This window comes from Mesorhizobium sp. M0615 (genome assembly GCF_040320805.1).
Classification (GTDB): domain Bacteria; phylum Pseudomonadota; class Alphaproteobacteria; order Rhizobiales; family Rhizobiaceae; genus Mesorhizobium.
Genome location: NZ_JAMYQI010000005.1, coordinates 395,079 through 409,878 on the forward strand (window position 1 = coordinate 395,079; position 14,800 = coordinate 409,878).

At 63.4% G+C, this 14,800-nt stretch carries 11 protein-coding genes and 1 pseudogene; 7 read left to right on the forward strand and 5 right to left on the reverse strand.

Features of this window, described 5'->3' with window-relative positions; genetic code table 11:
* Positions 1-3: 3 nt before the first annotated feature.
* The 3 genes from NKI46_RS11495 to NKI46_RS11505 form a co-directional block, all read right to left on the reverse strand.
* Positions 4-3,942 carry an AsmA family protein gene (locus NKI46_RS11495; protein WP_352746255.1) on the reverse strand — a complete coding sequence of 1,313 codons (3,939 nt, stop codon included), beginning with the start codon at positions 3,940-3,942 and terminating at the stop codon, positions 4-6.
* A gap of 157 nt (positions 3,943-4,099) precedes the next feature.
* Entirely contained in the window at positions 4,100-4,534 is a 435-nt protein-coding gene (locus tag NKI46_RS11500; RefSeq protein ID WP_352461180.1) for a hypothetical protein, read from the reverse strand.
* Positions 4,535-4,599: 65 nt separating this feature from the next.
* Positions 4,600-6,009, reverse strand: coding sequence for an FAD-binding oxidoreductase (locus NKI46_RS11505; RefSeq protein WP_023690898.1), 1,410 nt, complete (start codon positions 6,007-6,009; stop codon positions 4,600-4,602).
* Positions 6,010-6,111: 102 nt separating this feature from the next.
* Here NKI46_RS11505 and NKI46_RS11510 point away from each other — a divergent pair, with 102 nt between their 5' ends.
* The 4 genes from NKI46_RS11510 to NKI46_RS11525 all read left to right on the forward strand — a co-directional run bounded on the left by NKI46_RS11510 (position 6,112) and on the right by NKI46_RS11525 (position 8,794).
* Complete coding sequence (locus tag NKI46_RS11510; RefSeq protein WP_352522194.1) at positions 6,112-6,597, forward strand: thioesterase family protein; 486 nt, start codon at positions 6,112-6,114, stop codon at positions 6,595-6,597.
* A gap of 146 nt (positions 6,598-6,743) precedes the next feature.
* A complete protein-coding gene (locus NKI46_RS11515; protein WP_013531006.1) occupies positions 6,744-6,941 on the forward strand; it encodes a hypothetical protein in 198 nt (65 codons plus the stop codon).
* A 258-nt stretch (positions 6,942-7,199) separates the two neighbouring features.
* Positions 7,200-8,348, forward strand: a complete 1,149-nt coding sequence (locus tag NKI46_RS11520) for a histidine kinase dimerization/phosphoacceptor domain -containing protein (RefSeq protein WP_023667428.1) — start codon at positions 7,200-7,202, stop codon at positions 8,346-8,348.
* The gene (locus NKI46_RS11525; protein WP_023668313.1) at positions 8,345-8,794 is read left to right on the forward strand and encodes a response regulator; all 450 of its coding nucleotides are present in this window, start codon (positions 8,345-8,347) and stop codon (positions 8,792-8,794) included. The genes NKI46_RS11520 and NKI46_RS11525 overlap by 4 nt, the downstream gene beginning before the upstream one ends.
* Before the next feature lie 3 nt (positions 8,795-8,797).
* Here the strand turns inward: NKI46_RS11525 and NKI46_RS11530 are convergent, their stop codons facing one another.
* Complete coding sequence (locus tag NKI46_RS11530) at positions 8,798-9,703, reverse strand: dienelactone hydrolase family protein (protein ID WP_023805533.1); 906 nt, start codon at positions 9,701-9,703, stop codon at positions 8,798-8,800.
* Positions 9,704-9,998: 295 nt separating this feature from the next.
* Here NKI46_RS11530 and NKI46_RS11535 point away from each other — a divergent pair, with 295 nt between their 5' ends.
* The gene (locus NKI46_RS11535) at positions 9,999-10,139 is read left to right on the forward strand and encodes a hypothetical protein (protein WP_352498815.1); all 141 of its coding nucleotides are present in this window, start codon (positions 9,999-10,001) and stop codon (positions 10,137-10,139) included.
* A gap of 219 nt (positions 10,140-10,358) precedes the next feature.
* On the opposite strand, the gene NKI46_RS11540 is transcribed toward NKI46_RS11535, so the two are convergent.
* On the reverse strand, positions 10,359-12,698 hold the full coding sequence (locus tag NKI46_RS11540; protein ID WP_502896810.1) for a glucose/quinate/shikimate family membrane-bound PQQ-dependent dehydrogenase: 2,340 nt from the start codon (positions 12,696-12,698) through the stop codon (positions 10,359-10,361).
* A gap of 98 nt (positions 12,699-12,796) precedes the next feature.
* On the opposite strand from NKI46_RS11540, the gene NKI46_RS11545 reads away from it, so the two are divergent.
* Both NKI46_RS11545 and NKI46_RS11550 read left to right on the forward strand, forming a co-directional pair.
* The gene (locus NKI46_RS11545; RefSeq protein ID WP_352746263.1) at positions 12,797-13,774 is read left to right on the forward strand and encodes a DUF2059 domain-containing protein; all 978 of its coding nucleotides are present in this window, start codon (positions 12,797-12,799) and stop codon (positions 13,772-13,774) included.
* Positions 13,775-13,854: 80 nt separating this feature from the next.
* Positions 13,855-14,721 (forward strand): annotated as a pseudogene (locus NKI46_RS11550) (ATP-dependent helicase); the annotation flags it as partial.
* Positions 14,722-14,800 lie beyond the last annotated feature (79 nt).

Here is a 14,800-nt window from a genome sequence, read left to right on the forward strand (position 1 = left end):
TTCTTAATTGCCCAGCGACTTCAGCAAATTGTCGACCGAGAACGGATTTGTCCTGGGCTTCGGCGGCGCCGGGGCCGAACCGTCATTGACGCCGGGAAGTGAGCGGTCGACCTTCGGCGCCTGCTCCTGAGCCTTGCGCTCGGCCTCCAGCCTGGCTTTTTCCTGCCAAGCGATCCGAGCCTGCTCAGCCTTCTTCCGTTCGTCCTCGGCCTTTGCGGCGTCTTCGGCAGCCTGCTCTTCGGCCTGCGCTTTCGCGTCCGCATCCGCCTTGGCCTTGGCGTCAGCCTCTGCCTGCACTTTCGCATCGGCATCGGCCTTTGCTTCGGCATCCGCCTTGGCCTTGGCATCCGCTTCGGCCTGTGCCTTTGCGTCGGCCTGTGCTTTCGCCTTGGCATCGGCCTCAGCTTTGAGCCGTGCCGCTTCCTCCTGCTTGCGCAATTCCTCGGCGGCGTTGTCGCGCTCGGTCTGCAGGGCGGAGTAGTAGCGCACCTCGCGCCGCAGCCGCTGCTTCTCGAGCAGTGCTGCCTGCATCGCCTCGACCCGCTGCTGCTCCTTTTCCAGGGCACGCTGGGTCAAAAATTGCGCCAGCGGCTCGCTGTCGAACTGCTTCTTCAGCGCCCCGAACGGCCCATCGACGCTGAAACTGACCGTCGGATCGGAGCCGACCAGCGCCTCGTCGCCAGGCTTGTAGGTGACCGCGCCCTTGGTGGCGACGGTGCCGGTGTTGAGGTCGGCCGTGATGTCGGCAGACAGCGTCGCCGCCTGGTTTTCGAATTTGATCGGTGGTGCCCGCAACGTGCCGCCGGCGACCGTGAAGGCGATGTCGGCATCGCCGGCAGCAAAGCTGCCGTCGCCAGCGATCTCAGGTGCAAAGCCCGCGGTCTTTGCCACGTCGATGTCGCGCCCGATCGCATCAGCCTTGGCAATCAACGCGCCGAAGGCATCGGGATTGACGCCGGCAATGGTGAGGCCTTTCAGCGCCGCCGTGCCCGAGCCGGAGAGTGCGGCAATCATCGCGTCGACCGATTTGCCGCTGGTCGACAGCCCTGTCGAGAAGTCGCCGCTGCCACTCAGGCCGGCAGCCGGCAGCACTGTCGCCAGGTCAGCGCCGGCAAGCCTCATCTGGCCGGAGAACAGCCCCGTGCCGTCTGTGTTCTTCAACTCGAACAATCCGGTGAGCGCGCCGCCGAGCAGTTTTGCCTTCAGGTCCGAAACGCGGATGCCTTCCTGGTCCAGTTTCAACGACAGCGACGCGTCATAGGCTGTCGCCAGCGGTCCGGCGGCAAGCGTCGCCGTCGTCAGGTCGAGATCGGCGCTGAACGGCAGGCTGGATTTCTGGCTGAATGGCGCCGTCGGCCAATTCGCGTTGCTGCTGAGTAACGACTGGTCACCGAACAGCGCAACCGCAATCGGGTCGAGGTCCAGTTCGTCGAGCGCCAGCGCACCGGCAAAATGCGGCAGCCCCTGCTTCGCATCGATGTTGACGTCGCCCGAAATCTCCGACTCGTTGATGGATCCGCTGAGGCCGCTCAACACCAGCAGGCCATTGCCGAGATCGGCATCCGCGCTGAGCGAGGTCGAGGTGCCCGTGCCCATTCCCGGCAGGCCGGCGCCGGTGGTCATCAGCCACGGCTCGATGTCGGAGGCGTCGAGGCCGATCTTGCCCTTGGCGGTGGCGCCTTGCGGTGTCTGAGCAACGGTGCCGTCGAACGTCGCCCTGAAGTCGTCGGCGGCGAAATTGAAGCTCGTCGCCAGGCCGCCGCCAAACGTGCCTTTGGCCGAAATATCGGTGCTTGCCTGGCCGAGCATGCCGAGCGGCAGCGCCGGCAGGCCGTAGAGCGCCAGCAGCACGGTGGCGTCGGGATTTTTGGCGTTGAAGGTCAGCGTCACCGGCGCGTCGAGCAACTGGCCGACGGCACCCTTGCCCGACAGCGACGCCGAAAAGGCCGAACCGCCGGCCTTGCCTTGTCCGCTCACCGCCAGCCCGGTCGTGCCGTCGCCATTGTCGGCGGCGCTCGCCACCAGATCGACGCGCGCGTCCTGGAACAGTTCAGGATAGGCGGCCGTGCGGCCAGCCAGCCCCTTCAGCACCTGATTGTCGGGATAATGTTGCGCGGCAATGTCGATCAGCGGCTTCAGATCGACGGCGACCACCGAGGCATCGAGCTTGCCGGTCGGGCTTGCCGGAAAATCCTTGATCCGGCCGGTGGCGCTGATCGAGGCGCCGGCAAGGCCGCCAATCGACAGCCGGTCGATTTCGAGCAGCCCGTCGCGGAGCCGGAGCGCGGTATCGACCGTGTCGGCGGTGAGCCCGCCAGCATTGACCGGCCCTGCCTTGATCTGAAAATCGAGGTCACGGTCGGAAAAGCGGTTGGCGCCCTTGTCGCTGACGAAAATCGAGGCGAAGGCCGTCAGCCCGTCGACATCGAGTTCGCCGCCCTCGAGCCGCATCAGCACCGAGGACTTGGCGTCGTCGGGCTGGCTGGAATCGATGCGGCCGGTGAACTTCGACTTGCCGAGGATCAGTTCGAGATCGCTGAACGCCTGGCGCTTCTCCGACAGGTCCACCTTGGCCTTGAAGCCGGCGGCCGGCAGCCGGCGGATCGCCTCGTCGACATCTTTGGACAACCAGGCAGCAAAGCCGGAAGGCTGCGCCACCGCCAGCAGCATGGAGCCGCTGAAACCGAAATGATCTTCGACGCTGAGCATGCCGCTGGCTTCCAGCGTCGTGCGCCCGGGCAAGGTCGCGGCCAGCGATTTCACCGACCAGCCGCCCTCGACCGGCTCGGCCGAGAGATGCACGTCGCGCACCGTGGTGTCGCCAGCCACCACCGCCGGCAGCTTGACCTCGACAGTGCCGGGGATGCTCGGCTTCGGCAGTTCGAGCAGCGCCTGCTCGATTCCGGCAATGCGCTGGTCCAGCGTCAGGCCGGCGCCCTTCTCAGCGCCCACCGCTTCATCTAGTTGCACCTGCGCGCCATTGGCCTCGATGGCGAAGTTCGGCCTAAGGCCGAGATCGACCGAAGCCTTGCCGTCGGCTGTGTAGGGATTGTCGAGCGGCCCGGTCTCGAAGCGGAATTCGTCGACGCCAAGCTTCTGGTGGTCGAGCGAGAACTTGCCGTTCAGCCGGAAGCCCGGATCGGGTTTGCCGGCGCTGATTTTGACGCTCTCGCCATCGCTGCCGCGCAGTTCGGCGCTGTTTTTGTCGTTGCCGGAAATCTTGAACTGGCCGGAATAGACGGCAGCCCCATTGACGATGCCGGCATTGCCGTCGGTTTCGATGACCAGTGGATAGGCATCGGGATCGACCTTGAGCCTCAGCCGCATCTGGCCGCTGCCTTCGGCCTTGCCGGTCGAAGCCGCAACCGTCGAACGCAGGCCATCGAGCAGCAACGTTCCGTCCATGCGCCACGGACCGGCCAGCGACTTGGCAGAGATGGTCGAATTGATCTCGGAAATCAGATGGCTGCGCCCGCCTGCGGCATGGCGGAGCGCAATTTCTCCCTCCGTCACCGTCAGCTTCTCGATCGAGATCTGGTTGAGGTCGAAGGGCGAGGACGGCCGTATCGCCCAGTCGACCGTGCCGTTATCGGCGATGTCGATCGTCGCCTTCGGATGCACCAGCCGCATATCGAAAATCAGCACTTCGCCGCGCAGGAACGGCGCCAGTTCCGCGTCCATGGAAAAGGTCTCGACGGTCATTGCCTGCTGGCCGCCGGGGCCGCCGGCGACCGTGACGTTTGAGAAGGTCACCGAGGGGAACGGCAACAGCCGCGCCGTGGCGTCGCCTTGCACCGTCACCTTCCGGCCGAGAATGGCGCTCGCCTCGCGCTCGAATTGGGCGCGGTACCCGGTCCAGTCGACAAAATACGGCACCACCAGCGCCGCAACCAGCACCAGCACAAACAAGCCACCGAAGATCACGAACAGGCGTGCGAGCATCAGCTCCGAACGGGTTGATTGAAAGTCAGCCGCACTCTACCCGCATCAGCGTGTCGATAAAGAGGCAATTCATCCAGAGTTGCTTGATCTCTGATGTATCTGGAAGAGCAGAGATTTTTGGACGCCTTTGACCGCGGTCCGGCCTGTGCGTAAGAGACTATCCTGCCATGCCCCGTCGGCGATATTCGTTCAGCAGCACCACCATCTCCTCGGGCGACAATGTCCAGCCCTGGGGTAATGCGGCTTCGGCGCCCAGGCTTTTGGTCACGCTGCCCATGACGGAGCTTTTCTTGACCCCCGGTGCGAAATTGTACCCGATCATATCGCCGATTCTGCGCCGGCGATGGACGACGAAGAAGCTTTCGATATCCTTCCAGGGGACCAGCTTGGGCGATCGAACAAGGCCTCCGCCGAGACTGAAACCTTGTCCGTTCAGCACCAGAATCTGCGGCCGCACAAGCTGCCAGGCAAACACCAACGCGACCAGCCCGAAAAAGGCCACGCACCACCAAAGGCCGGCGGTGTCGCCGTCCTCGGAGACATAAATCAGGAAAGCGCAGGCCAGGACAAAGAAGAGGCTGGCCGACAGCAATAACAGTGTCTTGCCAAGCGATGCCCTTATAATCAGGGTATCCATTGCCGCTCCTCACATTTCGGCTATGCAGGTAATATCTTGCCTGGGTTCATGATGTCTTGCGGGTCGAGCGCTTTTTTTATGGAGCGCATGATGTCGACACCATGGCCGAGCTCATGGCGCAGGAAGCCGATCTTGCCCTGGCCGATGCCGTGTTCGCCGGTGCAGGTGCCGTCCATGGCGATCGCCCGCATGTTCAGCCGCGAGACGAATTTCTCCGCCAGCGCGATCTCTTTGGGGTCGTTGACATCCATCAGCACCAGCACATGGAAATTGCCGTCGCCGGCATGGCCGACGATCGGCGCAACCAGGCCCATCTCGGCAATGTCGGCCTCGGTTTCGGCAACGCATTCGGCCAGCCGCGAGATCGGCACGCAGACATCGGTCGACAGGCCCTTGGTGCCCGGCCGCAGCGTCAGCGACGCCCAATAAGCATCGTGCCTGGCCTTCCAGAGTTTCGTGCGCTCCTCGGCGACGCTCGTCCACAGGAATGGCCCGCCGCCATTGTCTTCAGCAATGGCACCGAAGGTTTCGGCCTGTTCGGCGACACCGGCATCGCTGCCGTGGAACTCGACGAACAGGCACGGGCTCTCGGGGTAATCGAGCTTCGAGTAATTCTTCATCGCCCGCATCTGCAGTCCATTCACCAGTTCGATGCGCGCCACCGGAATGCCCATCTGGATGGTCGCGATGACAGCGTTGCAGGCCGCCTCGAGGTTTGGAAACGGGCAGACGCCGCCGGAGATCGCCTGCGGAATGCCTTGCAGCTTCAAGGTCAGCGAGGTGATGATGCCGAGCGTGCCTTCCGAGCCGACCAGAAGCCGCGTCAGATCGTAGCCGGCCGAACTCTTTTTCGCCCGCTTGCCGGTCGTCACCGTCTCGCCATCGGCCATGACGGCCGTCAGCGACAGCACGTTTTCACGCATCGTGCCGTAGCGCACCGCATTGGTGCCGGAGGCCCGCGTTGCCGCCATGCCGCCGAGCGAAGCATTGGCGCCGGGATCGATGGGGAAGAACAGGCCGGTATCGCGCAGGTGCCGATTCAAATCCTCGCGCGTTACGCCAGGCTCGACCGTGCAGTCGAGATCCTCGGGGTTGACCGACAGGATGCGGTTCATGCGCGAGGTGTCGACCGAGATGCCGCCACCCGGCGCGTTGGTGTGGCCCTCCAGCGAGGAACCGACGCCGAAGGCGATGACCGGCACGCGGTGCGCGGCGCAGGCACGTACGATCTCCTGCACCTCTTCTGTCGTCTCCGGGAACGCGACACCGTCAGGCGCCTGCGTCGGAATATAGGTGGTGGTATGCGCATGCTGCGAGCGGATCGCCGCGCCTGTCTGGAAGCGTTCGCCGAGCTGCTGCTTGAGAATGCCGAGCACGGCGGCGATGCCTTCCTCGTTGCGTTCGACCGGATTGAGGTCGCTCAGAGCCATGAATTCCTCCGCGAATGGACCAGCGTCCACGCTTGTTATGCGATTATGGATGCGTAGTCTCGACTGCCGCGCTCTGTCCAGCACCAGAACAAGGAAGTTTCCATGCCCATCCCTGCCCCCTTCGTTTCCAAACCGATGGACATCGAGAAGGACTGGATCGACTACAACGGCCATCTCAACATGGCCTATTACAACGTGTTGTTCGACCGCTGCTCGGATGAGGCGTTCGAGGCGATGGGCATGGGGCTGGACTATGTCGAAGAGCGGCGCCTGACCATCTACACGGCCGAAGTCCATGTTTGCTATGTCCAGGAACTGCACCTCGAACACAAGGTCGTCGTATCCTTCCAGCTGATCGATCACGACGACAAGCGGCTGCGGGCCTACCAGGAAATCCGCCATGTCGATGGCTGGCTCGCCGCCACTTCCGAAACCCTGTCGCTGCATGTCGACATGTCCGGGCCGAAAGTCGCGCCCTTCCCCGCCGACGTGCAGGCCAAGGTGGAAGCGATGCGCGCCGCCCACTCTGCACTGCCGATGCCCGAACGCGCCGGCCGTTCGATCGGTATTCGCCGCAGGACCGCTTGAAGCGCTGCTGCGCCCGCGTTAACCTTACCAAGGTTTTAACGTGAACAAGCCATTTGAGCCATTGAACGACTCAGCGGACCGTTTGAGAACGGTGCCATGCGAGTTGCGATGCGGGCGGCGGGCAACAGGCGGTTCGAGGAACGTGCATGAAAACCGACATCAAGGTCGAGGTGGACAGGCTGGCTGCCGATCCGCGCATCACCGACTATGATTTCTGGCGCTCGTTGAAGAACGTCAACAACGAGATCTTCCACATCGCCAACAACAACGAGCCAATCCCCTTCGACATGATCCGCTGGCGCGCCATCCTGAAGCAGGCGCGCATGAAGCGTGGCCACGCCTGACGTTTCCCCTGCTCTGAGAAGCCGACACTGGCGAGCGCCGCCACGGACAATTGCGACCTGATCATTTCTATAGGTCGGCGCCACCCCTGCTTTCAGCGAATCGGCTACATCCGACAACCTTCAAACCCATTTATTTCAATCCGTTGTGGAACCGGCGATTCGGTTCCGCAAATGGCTGCCCGCGACAAGAAGATCAAGATTGAACCAATTCCACGTCTAAGCCGTTGTGACCCCTGAAAAACGGCTTGGAGTGAAAGCATGGACTGGAAAAGGACCAGGGAACCGGCCGACGCATGGCACATGACGGACAATCTGCATGCCGAGCACGGCAAGGGCGATCCGTTCGCGGCCGCCATCCGCGCCACCCGCATGTCGATGGTCATCACCGATCCCCGTCAGGCGGACAATCCGATCGTCTTTGCCAATGACGCGTTCCTGCGCCTGACCGGCTACGAGCGCGACGAGGTCATGGGCAAGAACTGCCGCTTCCTGCAGGGGCCAGAGACAGACAAGGCAGCTGTGGCTAGCGTGCGCGACGCGATAGCAGCGGGAACCGATATCGCCATCGATCTGTTGAACTACCGCAAGGACGGCTCGACGTTCTGGAATGCGCTCTACATCAGCCCGGTTTCCAACGACAAAGGCGAACTCCTGTTCTTCTTTGCCTCACAGCTCGACGTCTCCGATCGCAAGCGCTCCGAGGATCGCATCACCGCCGACAAGAACCGTTTTGAAAAGGCTGTCAAGGAACGCACGCGCGAGCTTGAGGCCGCCCTTGAGGCGCAGACCACGCTGCTGCACGAGGTCGACCATCGGGTGAAAAACAACCTGCAGATGATCTCCTCGCTGATCATCATGCAAAGCCGGGCAATCAAGGATGAAGCGACAAAGCGATCGCTGACCACCATGCTGGAGCGCATCGAGGCGCTGAGCACGGTGCATCGCCGTCTCTACCAGTCAAAGGATGTCAGCCGCTTCGATGTCTCGGATTTCGCCAGGGATCTGGTCACCGACCTGCTGACCGCATCCGGACGCGCCGAGATCAAGCCGACGCTGGACCTCGAACCCATCGTCATTCCGGCCGAAAAAGCCACGCCTGTTGCCTTGATGGTCAATGAGCTTGTCACCAACGCGCTGAAGCACGCCTTCAAGGCAAAGCCGGACGGCACCACCGCGGGGCGCATCGGCATCAAGATGAGCCAGCCCGACGGCCACTTCAACATCGAGGTTTCCGATGACGGCGTCGGCATGGCCGAGGCCAGTGGCGATGCTTCCTTCGGCATGCGGCTGATCAAGTCGCTTGCCCGGCAGTTGCATGCCGACATCGAATGGCGCGACGCCGGCCCGGGCACAAAGGTCGTCATCTCGATGCCGAACGAACCGCAGCAGAAAGGGAAGCTGTCATGAACGAACCGCTCAAGGTCCTGATCGTCGAGGACGAGGCGTTGCTGGCGATGGAACTGGAAAGCCTCGTCGAGGAAGCCGGCCACAGCGTTGTGGGTTGGGCGACATCCTTGGCCGAAGCAAGAGGTATGATTGATACCGCCGATGCCGATATTGCCTTTGTCGATATCCACCTCGCCGACGGACCAACCGGGGTCGAGGTTGCCGAGCATATCCGCGAGGGTAACCGTTCCATGGTGGTGTTCATGACCGCCAATCCAAAACGCATCCCCGACCATTTCGCCGGCGCGATCGGCGTCATCGCCAAGCCCTACACGATGAACGGACTGGTGTCGGCGTTGCGCTATCTGCAGGAGGGCGTGCGTCGCCCGCCCCCGGTCTCGGTGCTGCCGGCCGGTTTTACGCTGTCGCCGGCCTATGAAAGCGTATGGGCGTCGTCGGCGGCCTGAAGCCTACGCCAGCTTCTCCTTGAGGAAAGCGATCGTCCGTCCCCAGGCGAGATCGGCTGCCTTCTTGTCGTAGCGCGCGGCCGAGGTGTCGTTGTTGAAGGCATGGTTGACGCCGTCATAGACATAGAGCGTGTATTCGACATGGGCGGCGTCGAGCGCTTTCTTGTAGGCATCGATGCCGGCGTCGATGCGCTCGTCGAGCCCGGCATAGTGCAGCAACAGCGCCGCCTTGATCTTCGCCACATCCTCGGCCTTCGGCTGCATGCCGTAATAGGCGACGCCGACGGCGAGATCGGGCGCGTTGACCGCCAGATTGTTGACCGTGCCGCCGCCCCAGCAGAAGCCGACAGCACCGACCTTGCCGTTGCCGTCCTTCTCGCCCTTGAGATAGGCGATGGTCGCCAGGCCATCGGCGGTGACCTGGCTGGCGTCGAGCTTGGTGAACATGTCGCGCGCCTTGTCTTCGTCAGCGGGCGTGCCGCCGAGCGGCGACAGGAAATCCGGCGCCAGCGCCACGAACCCTTCCAGCGCAACGCGCCGCGCAACATCCTTGATATGCGGGTTGAGCCCCCTGTTCTCATGCACCACGATGACGGTGCCGAGCTTGCCGGACTGGTCCGCCGACCTGACCAGATAGCCCTTCATCTCACCGCTGCTGCCGGAATAGGTGATATCTTCAGCCTTCACGCGCGGATCGTTGTCGGCGACGATTGCCGCCTGCGCCGAATTCGCCGCAAGCAGCGGCGCGATCGCGGCCGCCGCCGCGCCCGATCCGGCAAGCCTGGTCAGCTGTTCCATGAAGCGGCGGCGGTCGAGCGTCAGATGCGTGTATTCGTCATAGGCATCGATCATCGCCTGGGTGATGGCAGGTTTGGCAGGTTTGACGGCTTCGGCGGTGGGTTTCGTCATGGCGTGCTCCTCGTTAGGAGATGATCTCACGGTCACTCCGGGATGACCTCATGGTCACTCCGGGATGACCTCGCGGTCACTCCGGGATGACTCGCGGATCAAGATAGGGTGCAAGCTCGCACGGTCCAGTCTCGGATGGGTGACGCTTGCGCCATCGAACGATGCGGCGGCCCCGCGGAACGCGCCCATCACATTTTGGTCATTTCAGAGAATGTCGATGGTGCCGCCACAATATGGAAGGAAGCTGATGATGGTCTCGCCCGTAGCGGCGAGCCCGACGAGAAGGAACAACGCCATGACCTTGTCTACTCCGATCCTTGCAAGCGCGCTCGTGCTTGCTGTTGCTGCCTTGCTGGCAATGCGCTCCGCTGCTGCCGCAGCCGCCGCTCGGATGGTGAAGGTCCGCGTCGACCGGCGTCGGCCGTCACCACGCTGATCTAGCAGGCCGAAACAGGGCCGCAGCTAACCAATGAAGTACTGGGCTCCGTGCCCAGTCTCAAAGGCCATCTCTTACGCAAGCTGACCAAGGCTGCTGCTGCCCCTCATCGCCCTGCCGGGCACTTCTCCCCGTATAGATGCCGGCAGGCAGATGAGGGGCGGCGCGACATTGCCAGAATATCTGCCGGGCCGATCACTTACCTAAGTCACATCGCTGCTACTTCGGCAGCGTATAGGCCATCACATAGTCGCCGGGCTTGGTGCCGACCGAGCCGTGGCCGCCGGCGACGATGACCACGAACTGGCGGCCGTCGGCGACGGTGTAGGTCATCGGCGTCGACTGCCCACCGGCCGGCAGCCTGGCCTGCCAGAGCTGCTTGCCCGATGTCAGGTCATAGGCGCGCAGATAGTCGTCGACCGCCGCGCCCAGGAAGACGACACCGCCGGCGGTGATCATCGGCCCGCCAATGCCGGGAACACCGACCTTCAGCGGCAAGGGCAACGGCGTCATGTCATAGACGGTGCCGTTGCGGTGCTTGTAGGCGATCTTGCCGGTTCTGAGGTCCGCTCCCGCCACATAGCCCCATGGCGGCGCCTGGCAGGGCACGCCGAGCGGCGACAGGAACGGCCCCATCACCACCGCATAGGGTGCGCCCTCATTGCGGTTCAGCCCCTGCTCGCTGCCGCGCCCCTCATCCGGCGGCGGCACCTGGTCGCGCGGAATGAGCTGCGATTTGAACGCCAGATAGGTCGGCATGCCGAACATCACCTGCCGCACCGGATCGACGGCGACGCCGCCCCAGTTGAATGTGCCGAAATTACCGGGATAGACCAGCGACCCCTGCACCGATGGCGGGGTGTAGCGGCCCTCGTAGCGCAGGCCCTGGAATTCGATCCGGCAGGCCAGCTGGTCGAACATGGTGATGCCCCACATGTCGGCGCCGGTCAGCGGCCTCGGATTGAAGGAGAGATCCGAGACCGGCTGCGTCGGCGACGTGTGATCGCCCTCGACAGCGCCGCCCGGCGCCGGCACTTCCTTGATCGGGATGATCGGCTCGCCGCTGCGCCGGTCGAGCACGTAGAGGTCGCCCTGCTTGGTCGGTCCAACCAGGCCCGGAACGACGCCGGCAGCGGTGGTGATGTCGACCAGGGTCGGCTGTGCCGGCACATCCATGTCCCAGAGGTCGTGATGCACGGTCTGCCGCACCCAGCGCACTTGTCCGGTGGCCAGATCGAGCGCGGTGATCGAGGAGGAAAACTTCTCGACATTGGCGCTGCGGCCCATCCCGAGCTGGTCCGGCGTCTGGTTGCCGAGCGGCACATAGAGCAGGCCGAGCTTCTCGTCGGCGCTTGCCGTCGACCACATGTTGGGCGAGTTGTGGGTGTAGGTCTGGCCTGCCGCCAGCGGCGTTGTCTGGTCCGGATTGCCGGAATCCCAGTTCCACACCAGGGCGCCGGTGTCGACGTCGAAGGCCCGGATGACGCCGGACGGCTCTTGCGTCGAATAATTGTCGTTGACCGCGCCGCCGATGATGATCTTGCCGCCCGCAATCAGCGGCGCCGAGGTCGAGTAATAATAGCCCGACTTCGGATACGGCATGTTGGTCAACAGATTGAGCGTGCCGGCTTCGGCGAAGGACGGGCAGACCTGGCCGTTGGCGGCGTCGAGCGCGATCAGCCGCGCATCCGAGGTCGGCAGATAGACGCGCGTCGCGCAAGGCTGGCCGGCGGCGATCTTGGCATCGGCATAATAGGACACGCCGCGGCAGGTCTGGTGCTGGCGGTCCTTGTCGAGCTTGATCTTGGGATCGAAACGCCATTTCTCCTTGCCGGTGGCGGCATCGATGGCGATGGCGAAATTGTGCGGCGTGCAGATATAGAGCGCATCGCCCACCTTCAGCGGCGTCACCTGGTAGGTGGTTTCGCCGACATCGTCCGGCCCTTTCACGTCGCCGGTCTGGTAGATCCAGGCCGGCTGCAATTTGGCGACATTGTCGGGCGTGATCTGGTCGAGCGGCGAATAGCGCTGGCCAAATTGCGTACGGCCGTAGAAATGCCATTCGCCCGGAGGCACATTGCCGCCGAGATCGGCAGTCGGCGTCACCTTGTCGGCGCTGAGGTCGCCGGCGATGTCCTTGGAATCGGCCGTCATCGAATAACCGGCGACGGCGAGCGATGCGAGCACGGCCAGAATGAGCGGCGCGCGCGCGTCGGGGCCGATCAGGCCCCGCCTTGCCCAAGGCGTCAGCAGCCACAGCGCCAGAAGCACGATGATGCCGCCGCGCGGTCCGAGTTCCCACCAGTCGAAGCCGATTTCCCACACCGCCCAGGCCAGCGTGCCGAGCACGATCGCCGCGTAGAGCCAGAGCGCCGTCGATTTGCGCCGGAAGAGCAGCCATGCGGCGATGAGGAAGGCGAGACCGGTGACGACATAGTACCAGCTGCCGCCCAGCATCGCGAGCCAGACGCCGCCGCCGCCAAGTGCGAGGCCGATGAGGAACAGGATGAGGGAGGTGATGACGACAGCCAAGACGATACTCCTTCGACTGATGCGCATTCCGCGGCGCGGCCATGGGCAAAGGTATGCCAATCCTGCCCCCGGCGGTACAACCTTCTCCCGCCCGCCGTGCCTGTCAAGCCGCCGGGGAGCGATCCATGGCGAAACCAAACGGCCATGCCCGCAGGCTCCGCGCACAGGGCGTTTTTTCGAGGCCACACGCCAGGTGGCAATCCCGCCTTGCCGGCATCCGGGTTTTCCAGCAGTCTGCTTTCGACCAACCATCAGGAGCAACCAGAGTGATGTCATTCGCCTCGCCTCTGACGCGAGTAGTCCTTGTCCTCTGTAGCTTCGTCGCGCTCACGGCCGGCACAGTGGCCGCGCCGGCACAGACGCTGAGCGAGATCAACAAGGCAAACGGCTTTCACGAGATGCTGATGGGCATCGGTCCCGGCATCGCCGCAGCCACGAAATCCATACCCGAACCGTTACCGGCAAATTTCCAGGACGCCTTGTCGGTCGCGCTGGAAGGCGCCTTCGACGCAGTCAAAATGGAGACTGCCATCGAATCGCGGATGGCGGACAGGCTGTCGGCCACCGATCTGTCCGACCTCGCAGCGTTTTACGCTTCCCCGTTGGGCAAGCACGTCACCGCTTTGGAAATTCAGTCGTCTGGCCCGGAAGGCAGGCAAAGCAAGAAGACAGAGGGCAAGCAAATCCTCGCCGGGCTTCCGACCAAGGATCCAGCCCGGCTCGAATTGTACCGCAAGATCATCGACGATATCAGCGCTGTCGACACCGGCGAGGCGATAGCGCTGAACATGAGCTACGCGATGGTTACGGGGATGCTGGGCGCAGCCGGAAAGCCTCTGTCGGACGAACAGATCATGGCGCTGGTGCGTCAGCAATCCGTGAAAGTTCGCCAGAACATCGAACAGAATGCCATGCAGGGTAGCGCTTATACGTACCGGGATCTCTCGCTAGGCGATCTCAGACTGTACTCGACATTCCTGGCGTCACCCGCGGGCAGCCGCTATTACGACCAGATGCTGACGGCCTTTGGCATGGTGATGACAGAGGAAGCGCGCTCGTTCGGACATCGATTGTTCGTCGCGCTCGGTTACCGAAAGGCCTGAGCCGCGGTATCGGGCACTTTAGCAGAACAAAACGTAGACACTTCTGGTCTTTCGCTCCCGAATCACTACATTCGGGGGAGATGTCCGGCTTTGCGGAAGACATGCCCTTTTTTGACGAACCCAATGCGCGGCCCGCGGCCCCGTCGGGCATAGCCGCGCGCGCCATGGCGGCCCGCAGCGGCCCCAACAGCGCGCCCGATTATCTCAACGGCCTCAACCCCGAGCAGCGGCTGGCGGTGGAAACCACCGAAGGCCCGGTCCTGGTGCTGGCCGGCGCCGGCACCGGCAAGACCCGCGTGCTGACCACCCGCATCGCCCATATCCTGGCCACCGGCAGGGCTTTCCCCTCGCAGATCCTGGCGGTGACCTTCACCAACAAGGCCGCGCGCGAGATGAAGCAGCGCATCGGCCATCTCGTCGGCGAAGCCGTCGAGGGCATGCCGTGGCTCGGCACCTTCCACTCCATCGGCGTCAAGCTCTTGCGGCGGCACGCCGAGCTGGCCGGGCTCAAATCCGATTTCACCATCCTCGACACCGACGACGTCGTACGGCTGATCAAGCAGCTGATCCAGGCCGAAGGCCTCGACGACAAGCGCTGGCCGGCCAAGCAGTTCGCGCAGATGGTCGACGGCTGGAAGAACAAGGGCCAAGGCCCCGCCGACATTGCCGAGGGCGATGCCCGCAGCTTCGCCAACGGCAAGGGCCGGGAACTCTACAAGGCCTATCAGGAGCGGCTGAAGACGCTGAACGCCTGCGACTTCGGCGATCTGCTCTGCCACCCTATCCGCATCTTCCGCGCCAATCCGGACGTGCTGAAGGACTACCACAAGCGCTTCAAATACATCCTCGTCGACGAGTACCAGGACACCAACACCGCGCAATACATGTGGCTGCGGCTGCTGGCGCAAAGACCTACCTCCCCCTCGATGGGGGAGGTCGCGCCCCGGGGGGGGGGGGGGGGGGGGGGTGGGTTTTAAAAAAAAAACCGCCCCCCCAGCCCGAGTATAGATGGGTTGGGGGGGTTTG

Coding starts and splice junctions, on each gene's coding strand:
- NKI46_RS11520 (WP_023667428.1), top strand. CDS start 7,200: ATGGACTGGAAAAGGACCAGGGAACCGGCCGACGCATGGCACATGACG.
- NKI46_RS11545 (WP_352746263.1), top strand. CDS start 12,797: ATGGCGAAACCAAACGGCCATGCCCGCAGGCTCCGCGCACAGGGCGTT.
- NKI46_RS11505 (WP_023690898.1), bottom strand. CDS start 6,009: ATGGCTCTGAGCGACCTCAATCCGGTCGAACGCAACGAGGAAGGCATC.
- NKI46_RS11525 (WP_023668313.1), top strand. CDS start 8,345: ATGAACGAACCGCTCAAGGTCCTGATCGTCGAGGACGAGGCGTTGCTG.
- NKI46_RS11515 (WP_013531006.1), top strand. CDS start 6,744: ATGAAAACCGACATCAAGGTCGAGGTGGACAGGCTGGCTGCCGATCCG.
- NKI46_RS11495 (WP_352746255.1), bottom strand. CDS start 3,942: ATGCTCGCACGCCTGTTCGTGATCTTCGGTGGCTTGTTTGTGCTGGTG.
- NKI46_RS11530 (WP_023805533.1), bottom strand. CDS start 9,703: ATGACGAAACCCACCGCCGAAGCCGTCAAACCTGCCAAACCTGCCATC.
- NKI46_RS11535 (WP_352498815.1), top strand. CDS start 9,999: ATGACCTTGTCTACTCCGATCCTTGCAAGCGCGCTCGTGCTTGCTGTT.
- NKI46_RS11540 (WP_502896810.1), bottom strand. CDS start 12,698: ATGCGCATCAGTCGAAGGAGTATCGTCTTGGCTGTCGTCATCACCTCC.
- NKI46_RS11510 (WP_352522194.1), top strand. CDS start 6,112: ATGCCCATCCCTGCCCCCTTCGTTTCCAAACCGATGGACATCGAGAAG.